The organism is Bacillus sp. SSR7 (assembly GCF_055902415.1).
On record NZ_JBVVXV010000002.1, the window covers coordinates 352,312 to 370,732 of the forward strand.

General features: G+C 36.3%; 19 protein-coding genes and 1 other annotated feature. Of the genes, 15 read left to right on the top strand and 4 right to left on the bottom strand.

All coding sequences use genetic code 11. The annotated features are described in order from the left end of the window. Position 1 precedes the first annotated feature (1 nt). The 6 genes from argJ (at position 2) to AC0NJG_RS05925 (ending at position 5,126) form a co-directional block, all read left to right on the top strand. The gene (argJ, locus tag AC0NJG_RS05900) at positions 2 to 1,225 is read left to right on the top strand and encodes a bifunctional glutamate N-acetyltransferase/amino-acid acetyltransferase ArgJ (RefSeq protein WP_140168684.1); all 1,224 of its coding nucleotides are present in this window, start codon (positions 2 to 4) and stop codon (positions 1,223 to 1,225) included. An 11-nt stretch (positions 1,226 to 1,236) separates the two neighbouring features. After that, positions 1,237 to 2,004, top strand: coding sequence for an acetylglutamate kinase (gene argB / locus AC0NJG_RS05905; RefSeq protein WP_087954351.1), 768 nt, complete (start codon positions 1,237 to 1,239; stop codon positions 2,002 to 2,004). Further along, the gene (locus AC0NJG_RS05910) at positions 2,001 to 3,161 is read left to right on the top strand and encodes an acetylornithine transaminase (protein ID WP_087996441.1); all 1,161 of its coding nucleotides are present in this window, start codon (positions 2,001 to 2,003) and stop codon (positions 3,159 to 3,161) included. Before argB ends, AC0NJG_RS05910 begins: the two co-directional genes overlap by 4 nt. Before the next feature lie 12 nt (positions 3,162 to 3,173). Next, positions 3,174 to 4,124 (top strand): ornithine carbamoyltransferase, encoded by a 951-nt coding sequence (gene argF, locus AC0NJG_RS05915; protein WP_087954353.1) that lies wholly within the window; start codon positions 3,174 to 3,176, stop codon positions 4,122 to 4,124. 176 nt (positions 4,125 to 4,300) lie between these two features. Next, complete coding sequence (locus tag AC0NJG_RS05920; RefSeq protein ID WP_087954354.1) at positions 4,301 to 4,861, top strand: DUF2062 domain-containing protein; 561 nt, start codon at positions 4,301 to 4,303, stop codon at positions 4,859 to 4,861. Positions 4,862 to 4,919: 58 nt separating this feature from the next. Next, the gene (locus tag AC0NJG_RS05925) at positions 4,920 to 5,126 is read left to right on the top strand and encodes a hypothetical protein (protein WP_087996443.1); all 207 of its coding nucleotides are present in this window, start codon (positions 4,920 to 4,922) and stop codon (positions 5,124 to 5,126) included. Positions 5,127 to 5,150: 24 nt separating this feature from the next. Here the strand turns inward: AC0NJG_RS05925 and AC0NJG_RS05930 are convergent, their stop codons facing one another. Beyond that, the gene (locus AC0NJG_RS05930; RefSeq protein WP_000445823.1) at positions 5,151 to 5,597 is read right to left on the bottom strand and encodes a MarR family winged helix-turn-helix transcriptional regulator; all 447 of its coding nucleotides are present in this window, start codon (positions 5,595 to 5,597) and stop codon (positions 5,151 to 5,153) included. A gap of 73 nt (positions 5,598 to 5,670) precedes the next feature. Further along, positions 5,671 to 6,450 carry a GDSL-type esterase/lipase family protein gene (locus tag AC0NJG_RS05935; protein ID WP_087954356.1) on the bottom strand — a complete coding sequence of 260 codons (780 nt, stop codon included), beginning with the start codon at positions 6,448 to 6,450 and terminating at the stop codon, positions 5,671 to 5,673. Positions 6,451 to 6,806: 356 nt separating this feature from the next. Between AC0NJG_RS05935 and cpdB the strand changes: the two genes are divergently transcribed. Next, the gene (cpdB, locus tag AC0NJG_RS05940) at positions 6,807 to 9,107 is read left to right on the top strand and encodes a bifunctional 2',3'-cyclic-nucleotide 2'-phosphodiesterase/3'-nucleotidase (RefSeq protein ID WP_474062921.1); all 2,301 of its coding nucleotides are present in this window, start codon (positions 6,807 to 6,809) and stop codon (positions 9,105 to 9,107) included. 49 nt (positions 9,108 to 9,156) lie between these two features. Here cpdB and nhaC read toward each other — a convergent pair whose 3' ends face one another. After that, on the bottom strand, positions 9,157 to 10,530 hold the full coding sequence (nhaC, locus tag AC0NJG_RS05945) for a Na+/H+ antiporter NhaC (protein WP_087954358.1): 1,374 nt from the start codon (positions 10,528 to 10,530) through the stop codon (positions 9,157 to 9,159). 277 nt (positions 10,531 to 10,807) lie between these two features. After that, positions 10,808 to 11,028 (bottom strand) — a binding site (T-box leader). Between the two features lie 141 nt (positions 11,029 to 11,169). On the opposite strand from nhaC, the gene AC0NJG_RS05950 reads away from it, so the two are divergent. The 8 genes from AC0NJG_RS05950 to AC0NJG_RS05985 all read left to right on the top strand — a co-directional run bounded on the left by AC0NJG_RS05950 (position 11,170) and on the right by AC0NJG_RS05985 (position 17,930). After that, a complete protein-coding gene (locus tag AC0NJG_RS05950; RefSeq protein WP_140168685.1) occupies positions 11,170 to 11,526 on the top strand; it encodes a hypothetical protein in 357 nt (118 codons plus the stop codon). A gap of 77 nt (positions 11,527 to 11,603) precedes the next feature. Further along, positions 11,604 to 13,037, top strand: a complete 1,434-nt coding sequence (gene bioA, locus AC0NJG_RS05955; protein ID WP_474062922.1) for an adenosylmethionine--8-amino-7-oxononanoate transaminase — start codon at positions 11,604 to 11,606, stop codon at positions 13,035 to 13,037. Beyond that, entirely contained in the window at positions 13,037 to 13,765 is a 729-nt protein-coding gene (gene bioD / locus AC0NJG_RS05960) for an ATP-dependent dethiobiotin synthetase BioD (protein WP_087954361.1), read from the top strand. The genes bioA and bioD overlap by 1 nt, the downstream gene beginning before the upstream one ends. Further along, entirely contained in the window at positions 13,731 to 14,918 is a 1,188-nt protein-coding gene (gene bioF, locus AC0NJG_RS05965) for an 8-amino-7-oxononanoate synthase (protein ID WP_087954362.1), read from the top strand. Before bioD ends, bioF begins: the two co-directional genes overlap by 35 nt. Further along, a complete protein-coding gene (locus tag AC0NJG_RS05970; protein WP_087954363.1) occupies positions 14,915 to 15,655 on the top strand; it encodes an alpha/beta fold hydrolase in 741 nt (246 codons plus the stop codon). Before bioF ends, AC0NJG_RS05970 begins: the two co-directional genes overlap by 4 nt. Further along, complete coding sequence (gene bioC / locus AC0NJG_RS05975) at positions 15,621 to 16,430, top strand: malonyl-ACP O-methyltransferase BioC (protein WP_087954364.1); 810 nt, start codon at positions 15,621 to 15,623, stop codon at positions 16,428 to 16,430. The genes AC0NJG_RS05970 and bioC overlap by 35 nt, the downstream gene beginning before the upstream one ends. A gap of 1 nt (position 16,431) precedes the next feature. Continuing rightward, entirely contained in the window at positions 16,432 to 17,430 is a 999-nt protein-coding gene (gene bioB, locus AC0NJG_RS05980; protein ID WP_087954365.1) for a biotin synthase, read from the top strand. 179 nt (positions 17,431 to 17,609) lie between these two features. Further along, the gene (locus AC0NJG_RS05985; RefSeq protein ID WP_000549777.1) at positions 17,610 to 17,930 is read left to right on the top strand and encodes a hypothetical protein; all 321 of its coding nucleotides are present in this window, start codon (positions 17,610 to 17,612) and stop codon (positions 17,928 to 17,930) included. A gap of 24 nt (positions 17,931 to 17,954) precedes the next feature. Here AC0NJG_RS05985 and ribH read toward each other — a convergent pair whose 3' ends face one another. Further along, positions 17,955 to 18,416: a 6,7-dimethyl-8-ribityllumazine synthase gene (gene ribH / locus AC0NJG_RS05990; protein ID WP_000230889.1), complete on the bottom strand. Its 462-nt coding sequence runs from the start codon at positions 18,414 to 18,416 to the stop codon at positions 17,955 to 17,957. Between the last annotated feature and the right edge of the window lie 5 nt (positions 18,417 to 18,421).

Consider the following 18,421-nt stretch of genomic DNA (forward strand, 5'->3'; position numbering starts at 1 on the left):
GATGATTAAAGTAGCGTCTATTACAAAATTAGAAAATGGTTCAATTGTAACGCCGAAAGGCTTTTCGGCAATTGGTACTGCAAATGGTTTGAAAAAGGAGAAAAAGGATTTAGGTGCCATCGTTTGTGATGTACCAGCATCATGTGCCGCTGTGTATACAACGAATCAAATACAAGCAGCACCCTTGCAAGTAACGAAGGATAGTATAGCGACTGAGGGGAAATTACAAGCTATTATCGTCAATAGTGGAAATGCAAATGCTTGTACAGGAATGAAAGGATTACAAGATACATACGAGATGCGTGCATTAGGGGCGGAACATTTTGGAGTGAAAGAAAATTACGTTGCAGTAGCTTCAACAGGTGTAATTGGTGTTCCGCTGCCGATGGAGATAATCCGAAAGGGAATTGCAACTCTTATCCCGGCGAAGGAAGAAAGGGAAGCCCATTCTTTTTCTGAAGCAATCTTAACGACGGATCTTATAACGAAAGAAACTTGCTATGAGATGATGATTGATGGGAAGAAAGTGCTGATTGCTGGTGTTGCGAAAGGTTCAGGGATGATTCATCCAAATATGGCAACGATGCTAAGTTTTATTACGACAGACGCTCATATAGAGCATGACGTATTACAAACAGCATTATCACAAATCACGAATCATACATTCAATCAAATTACGGTAGATGGAGATACTTCTACGAATGATATGGTCATCGTTATGGCAAGTGGATTATCAGAAACAAGGCCGATAAATATGGAACATACAGATTGGGAAACTTTCGTATTTGCTTTACAGAAGGTATGTGAAGATTTAGCAAAAAAAATTGCGCAAGATGGTGAAGGCGCTACGAAGTTAATAGAAGTAAATGTGCTAGGAGCTCAAACGAATGAAGAGGCAAAAAAAATTGCAAAGCAAATAGTCGGTTCGAGTCTTGTGAAAACAGCAATATATGGTGAAGACCCAAACTGGGGGCGAATTATTAGCAGTATTGGACAAAGTGAAGTAGCTATTAATCCGAACACAATTGACATCACTCTTCAATCTATATCGGTATTAAAAAATAGTGAGCCTCAAATATTTTCTGAAGAAGAAATGAAAGAGAGATTACAAGAAGATGAAATAGTGATTAATGTGTACTTACACTTAGGTGAAGAGACAGGATCAGCTTGGGGCTGTGACTTAAGCTATGAATATGTGAAAATAAACGCTTGTTATCGTACATAAGGAGAGAGAAGATGAGCGATTATATTGTAGTGAAATGCGGCGGTAGTATGTTGAATCAATTACATGGTGTGTTTTTTGAATGTATAAAGAAATTGCAACAGAAGTATAAAGTAGTGATTGTCCATGGTGGTGGGCCAGAAATTGATGCCAAATTAAAAGATTGTAACATCAACGTAGAAAAAAGAGATGGATTACGCGTAACACCAAAAGAAGTTATGGATGTTGTTCAAATGGTGCTATGCGGAAGTACGAATAAAAAACTCGTAATGAATTTACAAAAGCATAATTTACTTGCTGTAGGTTGTTCAGGGTGTGACGGCAATTTACTTCAAGTTCAACCTGTCAGCGAGGAGATAGGATATGTGGGAGAAGTAAGTTATGTAGAAACAGCCTTATTAAAAGGATTAATAAATATGGGGTATATTCCTGTTATTGCTCCAATCGGGGTAAATGGTAATGAAATTTATAACATAAATGCGGACAATGCTGCAGCTGGGATTGCGGCCGCGTTAGGGGCAAAAGAGCTTGTTTTTATTACGGATGTAGATGGAATATTACATGAAGGGAATTTGGTAAAGGAAACGGATGAATCTGAAATTGCAACTTTTATAGAAACAGGTGTTATTACAGGTGGGATGATTCCGAAAGTACAGGCGGCACTAGCATCATTAAAAATGGGAGTGCAAAAGATAAGTATTGTGAATGGTACAAAAGATTTTACTGAGGTTACGGGAGAGTGTATTGGAACGACGGTAACGAAAGGCGTGAGTATTGCATGACGAGTCATCTTTTTCAAACGTATGGCAGAAGAACTATTGAGTTTGTAAAGGGAACTGGAACGAAAGTTATTGATAATAAAGGTAAGGAGTATTTAGATTTTACATCAGGAATTGGCGTATGTAATTTAGGACATTGTCACCCTACTGTTCTCAAAGGTGTACAAGAGCAACTTGATGATATATGGCATATATCTAACCTGTTTACAAACAGCTTACAAGAAGAAGTTGCGTCATTATTAACAGAAAATAGAGCATTAGATTATGTGTTTTTCTGTAATAGTGGGGCAGAGGCAAATGAAGCGGCTTTAAAGTTAGCACGTAAGCATACTGGAAAATCTCTCGTCGTAACATGCCAGCAGTCTTTTCACGGTAGAACATTTGGAACGATGAGTGCAACGGGCCAAGATAAGGTAAAAGAAGGATTTGGTCCATTACTTCCATCTTTTTTACATATCCCTTTTAACGATATTAAAGTATTAGAGGAAGTAATGAATGAAGAAGTTGCGGCGGTAATGGTAGAAGTTGTTCAAGGAGAGGGAGGAGTAATACCTGCTGATCTATCTTTTTTGAAAGAGATTGAAACATTATGTAATAAGTTCGGTTCCTTATTTATTATAGACGAAGTACAAACGGGGATAGGAAGAACAGGGACATTATTTGCTTACGAACAAATGGGAATAACACCTCATATCGTTACTACCGCTAAGGCGCTTGGAAATGGCATTCCAGTTGGAGCAATGATTGGCCGGAAAGAACTTGGAATATCGTTTCCTGCAGGGTCACATGGTTCAACGTTTGGTGGAAATTATATTGCAATGGCTGCGGCGAAAGAAGTATTGCAAATAACTAAGAAACCATCGTTTTTAAAAGAAGTAAAGGAAAAGGGCGAGTACGTATTACAGAAGTTGCAAGAGGAATTACGACATGTCGAATGTATTCAAAATATACGTGGTAAGGGGCTTATGGTTGGAATTGAATGTACGCATGAAGTTGCAAGTTTTATAGAACAACTAGAAAAAGAGGGACTTCTCGTATTACAAGCAGGCCCTAATGTTATAAGACTATTACCGCCACTCATTGTCACGAATGAAGAGTTAGAACAGGCAGTATATATAATAAAAAAAGTAGTTTGTACAAAAAACGTATCAATCATATAAGGGGGAAGTTTCATGTCAACTGTACAAGTACCGAAATTAAATACGAAAGATCTTTTAACACTAGAAGAATTAACGAAAGAAGAAATTATTTCTTTAATTGAGTTCGCTATATATTTAAAAAAGAATAAGCAAGAGCCTTTATTACAAGGCAAAATATTAGGGCTTATTTTTGATAAGCATTCAACTCGTACTCGTGTATCTTTTGAAGCGGGAATGGTACAACTCGGGGGACATGGTATGTTTTTAAGTGGAAAAGAGATGCAAATGGGAAGAGGAGAAACCGTTTCAGATACTGCGAAAGTATTATCACAGTATATTGACGGGATTATGATACGTACATTCTCACACGCGGATGTAGAAGAGCTTGCAAAAGAATCGAGTATTCCTGTTATTAACGGTTTAACGGATGATCATCATCCTTGTCAAGCATTGGCAGACCTCATGACGATATATGAAGAAACAAATACATTTAAAGGAATAAAATTGGCTTACGTAGGTGACGGAAATAATGTATGTCATTCATTGTTGCTAGCGAGTGCAAAAGTCGGAATGCATATGACTGTTGCAACGCCTGTAGGGTATGAACCAAATGAGGAAATTGTAAAAAAAGCGTTAACGATTGCTGAAGAAACAGGAGCGAAAATTGAAATTTTGCATAACCCTGAACTAGCGGTGAATGAAGCAGATTTCATTTATACTGACGTTTGGATGAGCATGGGGCAAGAGGGCGAAGAAGAGAAATATACTTTATTTCAGCCATACCAAATCAATAACGAACTTGTTAAGCATGCGAAGCAAACGTATCGTTTCTTACACTGTTTACCTGCCCATCGTGAAGAAGAAGTAACAGGCGAAATTATAGATGGACCACAGTCTATCGTATTTGAGCAAGCCGGTAATCGACTGCATGCGCAAAAAGCATTATTAGTAAGTTTATTTAAAAATGTAGAAGAGCTTTTCTAAATGATGTACACCTCCAGTTGTTAGATATAAATAACTGGAGGTGTGCTTTTTTATATTGAAATGTCGTATGTATATTTGGTTAACCGTCTTTATATCATTTATAATAAAAAGAGTAAACTAAATTTGTTTTTCATATCATGTAAGGACATACTAGATAAAAAAATATAGTTAAAGAGATGATGAGGGTGAAAACAACTAAGAAAACATATTCGTTTTTTCAGCGGATGTGGAGAATGTTAAAGTTTCAATATTATAAGTTGCTTCGGTCGCCAGAAGGCGCAAAGAAAGTATCGTTAGGGTTTGCGATTGGTTTTGGTTTAGAGATGTTGGTTATATATACGGCATCGCTCGTCTATTTAATATTTTATCCAATCGTCAGGTTAGCAAAGGGATCTTTTCCTGCTGCGGTGATTGGCAATATTATCGGGAAAATATCATTTTTACCGGTATTTTTATTTCCATTTGCTTATGCGTTAGGAAAAATGATTTATCCATTTCATGTAAAAAAAATACATCATGAACCCTTTACGATATCGGACTTGTTTTCGAGTCACATTTTTACGATATTAAAGGGGTTATTACAAAGTGAAGTGTATGTATTAATTGGAATGACGATTTTAGGGGTTGTGTTTGGGGTAATTTCATATTTTGTTGTGCATTATTTGTATGAAAAGAACCGTAAGTTACGTTTGAAGAATAGAAAGAAAAAAGTGAGAGAACCACTCATGCAAATATAAAGAATGGCACATTCATTTTCTCCTTTGAATATGTTTAAGAAAAAGGGGGAGAGAATGGATGTATTATTACTATGTACCTCGAGTATACCCATATACAAATTATTATCCAGTAAATGATATGAGGCAGCAATTTGGAGGGTACCCACAGCAACAATTTCAGCAAATACCACAAATACCACAACAACAGCCTATGCAAGAACACAAACCATATTTAACGACATGGCCATATTCAAATGTATACTATGGTAATTATTACGAATCATAAAGCTGCTTCTATTTAGAAGCAGCTTTATGCGTTTGTTTTCAAAATTAAATTTTGAATGGTTTGAAGAGAGTGAATGAGCTTTTCACGTTCTTCCTCAGATAATGTTTGGAAATTTTCTTTTAATTTGTCTAAAATGAATTGTTGATACTGATTTACTAACAATTTCCCTTCAGTTGTTAGGGAAATTAAAATGACCCGTCGATCTTTTTCGCTATAATGACGCTCTATTAGTTCCTCTTGAATCAGTTTGTTTAAAAGAGGTGTCATGTTAGGCCTTGAAATCGCTAGCCGCTTGCCGATTTCGGAAACTGCTAATGTACCATTTTCATGCAGAAGCAGTAATACTTGTGTATGTGATGGCGGCATATGTCTTTGAGAAGAAAATTCTCCAGGGAGCATAAATTTGCGATAAAAAAGAGGCACTAGCGAAAGAAGATGATCAACAATACGTTCCCACTCGCGTGATTCCATATAAAGGCCCCCCTTCCACTCTCATTGTAACAAAAAAGACATGTTATAAAAATAGAATTGTTTCATGTGAATTTTAATATTTGTAGGCCAACACTTTTTTTGTAAAGGAATCAGCAATAATCGAATAGCCTTTATCATTTGGGTGTACTTGGTCAAAGAGTAATTCTTTCTTATCATTCGATATTAATTTGCGAATTGGTAAAACGATAGATGGTTGATTTGCTTTTGCAATGGAATAAACAGATTCATTCCAGCCATCTAAAAACATATCTGCATAACTTGCGATGGAGTCATCGAGTTGTAACGGGTTATAGAGTTCAGAAAGAATGAGTAAAGCATCCGGATTTTGATCTCGGACTGTCTTTACAATATTTTTTACATCCGCTTCAAAATGAGCTTTTTCTTTATTTAACATTTTAATACCGTCTATAACACCGACATCACGATTTAAGCGAAACAAATTATTTCCCCCAATATTAATTGTAATAATATTGGCTGCTCTAATTTTTTGTTTTACATCCTCTGATTGAACTTTTTTAGCGAGACGATCTGTTGTAAGACCGTTTATCCCAAGGTTTTCTACAGTAATTGGTTTATGAATTTGTGCTTCTATTTGTTTAGAGGCTAATTCAGCAAATCCGCCTTGTGTCGATCCATATCCTTTGGCGAGCGAATCACCTAGTACGAGATGATAAAAGGAATCGTTTGTTTGCTTATCAATCCAACTTGGAGTAGATGTTTTTTCTGTTTTTTCTTCGGGTTCATTTTGTTTTGTCTCATCGTTCTTTTCAAAATAAGAATAAGAAATGATTAGAAGGAGGAGACAAACAATTGTTAAGATGACTTTTTTCATAAATTCATCCTCCTTGTAATTGGTAATTGTATCATATTCAGCAGTATTAACAATGTAAGGGCATATTATATGTTTATGAAAAGTTTACAATAACTTTACAGAAAATTTGTAGAAGTATGTCAAAAAATATTGACGATATGAAAGTACATTATATATGATAATGTCAGATAAGGTGAAATTTTAATTAGTAGGGCTTTATTTCCCGATGAGTAAAATCTCACCAATCGAGCGTTTAAGAGGACTACTCATTAGCGCAGGATGAAATGAAAATCTTATCTCCAATAGAAGAAAAAAGGTATGTGATTAGAGACGGATTCATTTCATTATTTTTGGTAATTGTATAAGGGGGATTTTTTGTGAAAAAGTCAAAAAAAATGCTAGCTGGAGCAACTCTTGCTATTGGCGTTATAGCGCCGCAAGTATTGCCAGCAACAGCTCATGCGGATGAGCAAACTGGGGAGAGTACGGTTAACTTACGAATTCTAGAAACATCAGATATTCACGTTAACTTAATGAATTACGATTATTATCAAACGAAAACCGATAATAAAGTAGGTCTCGTGCAAACTGCAACACTTGTGAATAAAGCACGTGAAGAAGCGAAGAACTCTGTCCTATTTGATGATGGAGATGCATTACAAGGGACACCGCTTGGAGATTATGTAGCGAATAAAATAAATGATCCGAAGAAGCCTGTGGATCCTAGTTATACACACCCATTATATCGTTTAATGAATTTAATGAAGTATGACGTCATCTCTCTTGGGAATCATGAATTTAACTACGGTTTAGATTATTTAAACAAAGTAATTAGTAAAACAGAATTCCCGGTTATTAACTCGAACGTTTATAAAGATGATAAAGATAATAATGAAGAGAATGATCAAAATTACTTTAAACCATATCATGTTTTTGAAAAAGAAGTAGAAGATGAATCAGGTCAAAAACAAAAAGTGAAAATTGGCGTAATGGGATTTGTTCCACCTCAAGTTATGAACTGGGATAAAGCAAATTTAGAAGGAAAAGTGAAAGCGAAAGATATAGTTGAAACAGCGAAGAAAATGGTGCCAAAAATGAAAGCAGAAGGTGCAGATGTTATCGTTGCACTAGCACATTCCGGTGTTGATAAGAGTGGATACAACGTTGGCATGGAAAACGCATCGTATTATTTAACAGAAGTTCCTGGTGTAGATGCAGTGTTAATGGGACACTCACATACTGAAGTGAAGGACGTATTTAATGGTGTTCCAGTTGTAATGCCTGGTGTCTTTGGAAGTAACTTAGGTATTATTGATATGCAATTGAAAAAGGTAAACGGAAAATGGGAAGTACAAAAAGAGCAATCGAAGCCGCAACTTCGTCCGATTGCTGATAGTAAAGGGAACCCATTAGTAAAATCTGATGAAAAATTAGTTAATGAAATTAAAGATGATCACCAAGCGACAATTGATTATGTGAATACAGCTGTAGGAAAAACGACAGCGCCAATCAATAGTTATTTCTCATTAGTACAAGATGATCCTTCTGTACAACTTGTAACAAATGCACAAAAATGGTATGTAGAAAAGTTATTTGCTGAAAATGGACAGTATAGCAAATATAAAGGAATTCCAGTTTTATCTGCAGGCGCACCATTTAAAGCAGGTGGCCGAAACGGTGCTACATATTATACGGATATTCCAGCTGGAACGTTAGCAATTAAAAACGTTGCAGATTTATATGTATATCCAAATACGTTATATGCTGTAAAAGTAAATGGGGCACAAGTGAAAGAATGGCTTGAAATGTCTGCAGGTCAGTTTAATCAAATCGATCCAAAGAAAACAGAAGAACAACCATTAGTAAATATAGGCTATCCTACATATAACTTCGATATTTTAGATGGCTTAAAATACGAAATTGATGTAACACAACCAGCAAAATACGATAAAGATGGAAAAGTTGTAAATGCAAATACGAATCGTATTATAAATATGACATATGAAGGGAAGCCAGTAGCTGACAATCAAGAGTTCATCGTCGCTACAAATAACTATCGCGGAAGTAGCCAAACGTTCCCGGGTGTAAGTAAAGGGGAAGTTGTATACCAATCACAAGATGAAACACGTCAAATCATTGTGAAGTATATGCAAGAAACACCAGTTATTGATCCAGCAGCAGATAAAAATTGGACATTTAAACCGATTGTTGCAGATAAATTACATACAACATTTGATTCTTCACCAAATGCACAAAAATATATAAAGAAAGATGGGAACATATCATATGTTGGACCATCTGAGAATGAATTTGCTAAATATGCAATTGATATAACGAAGAAGAACGATGATGATAAGGAAACTGGTGGAGAGAATCCAACACCACCGCCAACAGGTGGAGGAAATAATGGAGGAAATCCAACGACACCACCAACAGGTGAAGGAAATAATGGAGGAAATCCAACGACACCACCAACAGATGAAGGTAATAATGCAGGATCTGGACAAACTACAACGGATAATCAAAATGCAAAAGAAACAACAACTGTAAGTGAAAAGAAAGAAGAACGTGATTTACCGAAAACAGGTACAAGTGTTGCTTCTACAATTGGAGCTGGATTGGCATTTATTGGAGCGGGATTCCTTCTTTTATTTAGAAGAAAAAAAGCAAATAGATAGTGGAGAAATATAAAAAGGATTACCGATTCAGGTAATCCTTTTTAATATATTATGAAAGTGTTACTGCTTTTTCTTTCTTCCATGAAAGGCCAAATCCAGTGAAACCAACAATAATTGTTACGACTGGACAAGCTAAGCAGAAGATTGCGAATGGAACGTAATCAAATGTCGGAACACCAAGGACGTTCGATAAGAATACGCCACTTACTCCCCATGGTACGAGTGGGTTAATAACTGTACCTGCATCTTCTAATACTCGTGATAAATTACGACGTTCTAAACCGACTTCATCATATTTATTAGCGAATGCTTGTCCTGTTAAAACGATAGATAAGTACTGCTCACCAAGTAAGAAGTTCACACCGATTGCAGTTGAAGCAGTAGAAATAATTAAGCGTGTGCTAGTTTTTACGAAGCTAGAAATGATATTCATTAGCTGCGTAATAATACCCATTCCTTGTAATAATCCTCCCATACAAAGAGCTAGGAAAATAAGAGCGATTGACATCATCATACTTTGCAGGCCACCGCGAGATAATAAGCTATCAATATCTTTCATACCAGTTTTAGAAACGTAACCGTCTTGCATAATTTTCATTAAATCAGTTAAAGAAGTACTAGGTTTAAATATAAAGAGGATAATGATCCCTACTATAATTCCAGCAAGTAATGTTGGAACTGCTGGAACTTTTTTAAATGCGAATAGGAACAGTAATAATATTGGAATAAGTGTAACGATAGAAATCGTTGCATTTTTCTCTAATGTGCTAATAAAGTTTGTGAAGTCAACGTCTCCACTAGTACCGCTTCCTAAAATGAAAAATGCGATAAAAGCAATAATGAAAGCTGGAACTGTTGTCCAAAGCATGTTACGAATATGCTCAAATAAATCTACACCCGTTACAGCTGGCGCTAAGTTTGTTGTATCAGATAAAGGAGACATTTTATCTCCAAAGAATGCACCAGAAATAATTGCACCAGCGATTAGAGCAGGATCGTATCCGAGCGCACTACCCATGCCCATAAAGGCAAGTCCTACAGTTGCGGCAGTTGTAAAGGCACTACCGATACTTGTGCCAACAATTGCACAAACAACAAAAACAGTTGGAATGAAAATTTTTGGAGATACAAGCTGGAAGCCGTATACCATTAAAGTTGGGATTGTTCCAGCAGCGATCCAAACACTAATTAATACACCTACAAGTAAGAATATAAAAATAGATGGAATACCGGCTGAAATACTACTTATCATTCCTTTTTCCATAGTAGACCAATCAATTTTTTTCATAAATCCAAATGCTAATAAAAGAATGATACCAAATAAAATTGGGATGTGTGGTGAAACTTCTAATTTGATAACACTAAAGCCAATGCAGAAAAAGATAAATACTGTTAAAAGAACAGATTCAATTTTTGAAACCATTGTTTTCCCCTCCTAAGTAATCTAAAATAGCTCTTTTTTATATAAAATTCGCCAATATTGTTTATTTCCTTCTAAATTTTAGAATTTTGTGACAAATTACTGGTAATTGTTGTTTCTTTAATATGATACGGAAATGATTGGATAAAAAAACGTCCCTGCATATAATTATGCAGGGACGAAGAAATCGCGGTACCACCCTAGCTTGTGAAATGAATGTATCACAAAATAAAGGGTCGTATGGTATGCGCTAATAAAATAAAAACGCCCCTGCAATATATGCAGGGACGAAAAATTCGCGGTACCACCCTAAATTGTGAAACAGTGTCGTTTCACCACTCTTTAGATATAACGGTCTATAACCGTCTTTCACTACTCCTTACGTTTCGTAAAAGAAGCTCCAGGGGGTAATTCATAATTCGCTCTGTACTGGTTCGCACCGACCACCAGCTCTCTGAAATCAGAAATCGAAATACTACTAAATCCTATCAATGCCGATTCATATGATGTTAGTTAAATTTTTATCATATATTCGTCTCACATGTCAATAAAAATATTCAATAATTTTTTAGGGAAATAAAGGAGAACGATTTTAATCCTGGGAAAACGTGCGTTATAATGAATTTGAAAGGGGAGGGAAGAGTGAAGAAAAAAATAATTCTTTTTACCACTTTACTAGTCATTGGCGGAAGTGCTGGAATTTACACAGCTTTTGCAGCTGAATCAGAGCAGGCGAAGCAAAAGCAAATACAGCAGTTAGAAGTGAAGAAAGCGAAAGAAGCTGAAGAGAAGAAGTCGATGGAGAAAGCAGCTACGAAACTAGGGGTTTCTAGTGATGGAAAAACAAAAGAAGAAATTACGAAAGAAGTAAATAAGGCTAGATTTGAGCAGCGTCATGATTTATTAATTGAGCATGCGAAGCAACTTGGAATTGATACAGAAGGAAAAAAGGATGAAGAGATTATTTTAGAAATCGGAAAGATACAACATGGAAAGTAGAGCAACTTATCGTATGATAAGTTGTTCTTTTTTAAGAACTGATTAGTTTGAAAATAATTGACAGTCATTTGGTTTTAATGTTAACTATATTTATAAAACAGTTAACATTAGGGGTGAAAATTGTGACTTTTAGTAAGAGTACGACTGACAAACCATCTTATACATATGAAGAGTTATCGGAAAAAAATAAAGCCTATGTATGGCATCCGTTTACACAAATGAAGGATTATTTAGAAGAAGATCCTGTCATTATTGAACGGGGAGAGGGAAGAAAGCTATACGATGTAAATGGAAACGAATATTGGGACGGTGTTTCGTCTATTTGGTTAAATGTTCATGGACATCAAGTACCGGAACTAGATGAGGCAATTCGTAAACAATTAAATAAAATTTCCCATTCTACTATGCTAGGGCTTGCTAACGTTCCATCTATTTTATTAGCCGAAAAAATAATTGAAGTTGTACCAGAAGGTTTGAAGAAAGTGTTTTATTCAGACTCCGGTTCTAGCGCCGTTGAAATTGCAATTAAGATGGCCTTTCAATATTGGCAGCATAAAGGAAAACCGAAGAAACAAAGATTTGTTACATTAAAAGAAGCGTATCATGGTGACACAATTGGAGCTGTTTCAGTGGGAGCAATAGACTTGTTTCACCAAGTGTATAGTTCACTTTTATTTGAAGCAATTAAAATGCCATATCCATATACATATCGTTCTCCTTATGGAGACGATAAGGAAGAAATTGTGAAGAAGCATTTAGAAGAAATGGAAGAATTGTTAAAAGAAAACCATGAAGAAATAGCTGCCATCATTGTGGAACCGCTAATGCAAGGTGCTGGCGGGATGATTACAATGCCAAAAGGATACTTAAAAGGACTGCGCGATTTATGTACAAAATACAATGTATTATTTATCACAGACGAGGTAGCGACTGGATTTGGGCGTACTGGAAAAATGTTTGCATGTGAACATGAAAATGTAACGCCGGATATTTTGACAGCCGGAAAAGGTTTAACAGGCGGATATTTACCAGTTGCAATTACTGTAACGACAGATGAAATTTATAATGCCTTTTTAGGAGGCTATGAAGAACAAAAAACATTTTTCCACGGACATAGTTATACAGGGAATCCGTTAGGGTGTGCGGTAGCAATTGCGAATCTAGAACTATACGAGAAAACAAATTTAATAGAAGAGGTGGCACGTAAAACAGAATATGTGGCGACGCAATTAGAAGACCTCTTTGCATATAAACATGTAGGGGATATTCGTCAATGCGGGTTAATGGTTGGAATTGAACTTGTGAAGAATAAGGAAACGAAAGAAGCGTTTGAATGGACAGAGAGAGTCGGTGTTCAAGTATGTAAACGCTCAAGAGAGCTGGGTATGATTTTGCGCCCGCTGGGTAATACGATTGTATTTATGCCCCCTCTTGCTTCTACAATTGATGAGATTAATGATATGTTACGTATTTTATATAAAGCAATCTCGGATGTTACGGAGGGAGAATAATGAGCGGTTTTTTTATAACAGCAACGGATACTGAAGTGGGGAAAACTGTAGTCGCCGGTGCATTAGCGGGTGTATTTAGAGAACTGGGATATAACATCGGGGTATATAAACCGTTGCAAAGTGGACATGTTGCATCAAATCCAGAGGGAGATGCAGCAAGGCTAAAAGCATTATCAGGTGTACCGACAAAAGAAGATGAAATTTGCCCTTACTCTATTGAAGAGCCGCTTGCCCCGAGACTTGCCATGAAAAGAGCTGGAAGGACAGTAACGTTAAAAGATATTATTCACCACTATAATGAACGATTAAAAGAGTTTCATAGTCTACTTGTAGAAGGAGCAGGTGGATTAGCTGTTCCATATACAGAGGACGCTTTAGTAATTGATTTCGCAAAAGAATTACAACTTCCACTTATTGTAGTAGCACGCCCTACATTAGGAACAGTAAATCATACAGTTTTAACGATCGCTTATGCAAAGGCATATGGTTTAACAGTAGCAGGTGTCATTTTATCTGGCTGCAAAGAATGCGAAATGGAAAGAGTGCAAGAAAATAAAGAAATGATTGAAGAGCTAAGTGGGGTACCGGTTTTAGGTTTATTACCATTCTTTGCAGGTGAGTTTACAAAAGAAGAAGTCTTGGAATCTGCTAAAGAATATATAATGATTTCAAAATTAGAGGAGCTTATCCGAAATGAATCAAACGTGGCGCACACATCTTCAATCTAAATTGCAACAATTACATGAGCGAGGGCAGTATCGTAATTTGCATGTAACAGAACAAGCAGAAGAGACATGGCTTATTCGAGATGAGAAAAGGATGCTAAATTTAGCGTCAAATAATTATTTAGGGTTAGCTGGAGATGAAAGGTTAAAAGAAGCTGCTATCGCATGTACAAGAAAATATGGAACTGGGGCGACAGCATCAAGGCTCGTGGTAGGAAACTATTCACTGTATGAAGAGATTGAGAGAAGTATATGCGATTGGAAAGGCACTGAAAAAGCCTTAGTTGTGAATAGTGGATATACCGCAAATATTGGAGTGATCTCTTCATTAGTGAGTCGTCACGATATTGTGTTTAGTGACAAATTAAATCACGCAAGCATTGTTGATGGAATTATATTAAGTGGGGCAGAGCATAAAAGGTATCGTCATAATGATTTGGATCATTTAGAGAAGTTGTTGAAAACAGCGTCACCTGAAAAGCGGAAATTAATCGTAACAGATACTGTTTTTAGTATGGATGGTGATACTGCGTATGTAAGGGAGTTAGTAGAGCTGAAAGAGAAATACGGGGCAATTCTTATAGTTGATGAAGCACATGCCAGTGGAATATATGGAAATGGCGGAGCTGGATTATCTCATATAGAAGAAGATCTTGCTCAAAAAATAGATATACATATGGGGACGTTTAGTAAGGCTTTAGGGTGTTATGGTGCGTATTTGACAGGCGATGCAATTTATATAGAGTATTTACACAATATGATGAGAAGTTTTATTTTTACTACTGCATTACCGCCAGGAACATTAGGAGCGGTACAAAAAGCAATTGAAATTGTAAAAGAAGATAATGAAAGAAGAGAGAGACTTATAGAGAATGGAGCATATTTCAGAAACCATTTACGAGAAGCTGGTTTTGATATTGGAAATAGCTCAACTCACATTGTACCGATCGTAGTCGGTTCAAATGAAACAGCTTTACGGTTTAGCAAAAGGTTACAAGAGGCAGGTATTGCAGCTATTGCAATTCGTCCGCCAACTGTACCAATCAATAGTTCTCGAATTCGCTTTGCAGTTACATCTCAACATACAATAGCTGATTTAAAATGGGCTATTGACCGAATTATCCACATTGCGAAAGAAGAGGAGCTTTTTGTATGAAAGAGCTGAAGATTATTTTTATCCCTGGGTGGGGAATGGAAGAAAATATTTGGGATTTAGTACTTCCGCATTTTAAAAAATATCCTGTTCAATGCATTGATTGGCGTAATGTGAAAGAACAAAGTGAGTTTGCGGATCGGATTATAGATGTAGCACAGGATGACAAAGTAATTTTAGTTGGATGGTCACTAGGAGCGTTAGCGGCAATTCAAGCTTATAAAAAAATTAAGGCAAAGGGTATCGTACTAATTGGTGGCACTGCTAAATTTACAAATGCAAGTGACTATAGTAATGGATGGAATGCTTTGCATGTAGAGCGGCTGAAAAAGAATGTGGCGAGAAAGAAAGAAGATACGCTCAAGCGGTTTTATGAAAATATGTTTACGAAAGATGAGTTGAAAGAGAATAAAAGGTTTGAAGATATGATAAAACACTTTAAAGGTGATTCTATTCATTCTTTACAATTAGGTTTAGATTATTTAATAGAAACAGATATGAGAGAAGAACTGAAAGAAATGAAAGTACCTATACTGCTTATTCATGGAGAGCAGGATGTAATATGTCCATTGTCTGCAGCACGTAATATGGCTAGGAATGAGACTGCTATGCTCAAGGTAGTAAATAAGGCTGGACATGCATTATGCGTAACGAATTTTGAATATTGCGCAAATGAGATAATTCAATTTGTAGAGGGGATACGACATGATCAACAAAACGTTACTACAAAAACGATTTAACGTGGCAGCTGTATCCTACGATCAATTTGCAAATGTACAAAAAAAGATGGCGCATTCATTACTTTCTACATTGAATCGGCGATATAGTGCAAATTCATCGATACGTATTTTAGAACTTGGATGCGGGACAGGATATGTTACAGAGCAATTATCAAACTTATTTCCGAAAGCACAAATTACAGCTATTGATTTTGCTGAAAGTATGATTGCAGTTGCGAAAACTAGACAAAATGTAAACAATGTAACATTTTATTGTGAGGATATCGAAAGATTACGACTAGAAGAAACGTATGATGTCATTATTTCAAATGCTACATTTCAATGGCTAAATGATTTAAAACAAGTGATAACAAATTTATTTCGTCATTTATCTATAGAGGGGATATTACTCTTTTCAACGTTTGGACAGGAAACATTTCAAGAATTGCATGCTTCGTTCCAGCGGGCGAAAGAAGAAAAAAATATACAAAATGAAACATCGATTGGGCAACGATTTTATTCGAAAAATCAGTTGCACCATATATGTGAGATAGAAACAGGGGATGTACATGTTTCTGAAACATGTTACATAGAGAGATTTACAGAAGTTAGGGAGTTTCTACAGTCTATTCGTAAAGTAGGAGCGACCAATAGTAATGAAGAATCATATTGTCAAAGTCCCTCACTCTTTCGTGCGATGCTTCGCATATACGAAAGAGACTTCACGGGAAATGAAGGGATAATGGCAACGTATCATGCTTTATTTGTGCATATAACAAAAGAGGGGAAGAGATGAAATGAAACAAGTACAAACAAAAAGGGATTGGAAAAAACTTGCATACGACGTATTAGAAGAGAAAGTGATTACGAAAGAAGATGCAATAGCGATATTAGAGGCTGACGATACAGAGATTTTAGAAATTATGAATGCTGCGTATATCATTCGCCATCATCACTTTGGTAAGAAAGTAAAATTAAATATGATTATTAATACGAAGTCTGGATTATGCCCTGAAGATTGCGGATATTGTTCACAGTCTATTATTTCAGAAGCACCGATTGATAAATATGCATGGCTAACGCAGGAAAAGATTGTAGAAGGAGCACACGAAGCAATTCGCCGTAAAGCGGGTACATATTGTATTGTGGCATCTGGTCGTCGTCCGACTGATAAAGAGGTGAATCACGTAATTGGAGCAGTTAAAGAGATTCGTGAAACGACAGATTTAAAGATTTGTTGTTGTTTAGGTTTCTTAAACGAAGATCAAGCAGGACGTTTAGCGGAAGCGGGTGTACATCGTTATAACCACAACTTAAATACACATGCGAATAATTACGAAAGCATTTGCTCCACTCATACGTATGATGATCGTGTTGATACAGTTCAAAAAGCGAAACAAGCGGGTATTTCACCATGTTCTGGGGCAATCTTTGGAATGGGAGAGACAATAGAAGAGCGCGCTGAAATTGCATTCGAATTACAACGTATAGATGCAGATTCCATTCCATGTAATTTCCTTGTTGCTGTAAAGGGTACGCCGCTTGAAGGACAAAAGGAGTTAACACCGGTAGAATGTTTAAAAGTGCTGGCGATGATGCGGTTTGTAAACCCAACGAAGGAAATTCGCATTTCAGGAGGGCGTGAAATTAATTTACGTTCTGTACAGCCAATCGGTTTATTTGCAGCAAACTCTATTTTTGTTGGAGACTACTTAACGACAGCTGGACAAGAACCGACTGCAGACTGGGGTATGATTGAAGATTTAGGATTTGAGATTGAGGAATGTGCATTATAAAATAGAAAAAAGCAAACTTGTAAAAGAGTTTGCTTTTTTTGTAAATAAAATGTAATAAATAATTGTAAACGCTTGATACTATTGGCTTTTGAGTGGAAAAAGAATTTTGGTGGACGAATTTTCCAAGCCCCAATTGTACATAGTAAATATGTAATTTATATTGGGTTGGAGGATTTTACATGCACAAATATATATTAGCGATTATGACTTGTCTCATTTTACTAAAAGCAATAAGTGCTGATCCAGTTAAGGCCGCCGAAAATCCTGAACAAAAAGAGATGCAACAACGAATTGAACAACATTTTCGAACGAAAGCTGAACATTTTGGATTGAAAACAGAAGGGAAAGATTTAAAGGAAGTACGAAAAGAAATTACTATTATAGAAGAAGCGAAGAAAAGAGAGAATGTATGGAAAACAGCACAAACGCTTCGTATACAAACAGAAGGAAAGACAATGGATGAATTAATAAAAGATGTACGGAGAAAAGTGAAGAAATAAAAAAGAGGCCGCAGCCTCTTTTTTTTATGCCCATTGTTTTGATAAGTGAGCCATTTCAATCGCAGCAACGGCGGATTCATAGCCTTTATTACCAGCTTTCGTGCCTGCACGTTCAATCGCTTGCTCGATCGTTTCAGTCGTTAATACACCGAAAATAACAGGGATGTCTGTTTGTAGTGATAAAGATGCAACACCTTTTGCTACTTCATTACAAACGTAATCGTAATGTGTTGTAGCACCACGAATGACAGTGCCTAACGTAATAACAGCATCATATTTCCCGCTATTCGCCATCTTTTTAGCAATTAAAGGAATTTCAAATGCACCAGGAACCCAAGCAACATCGATATCAGCTTCTTCTACACCGTGACGCTTTAATCCGTCTAAAGCGCCGCCAAGTAACTTACTTGTAATAAATTCATTAAAACGTCCAACAACAACTCCAACTTTTAATCCTGTACCAACTAAATGACCTTCGAATACCATAATAA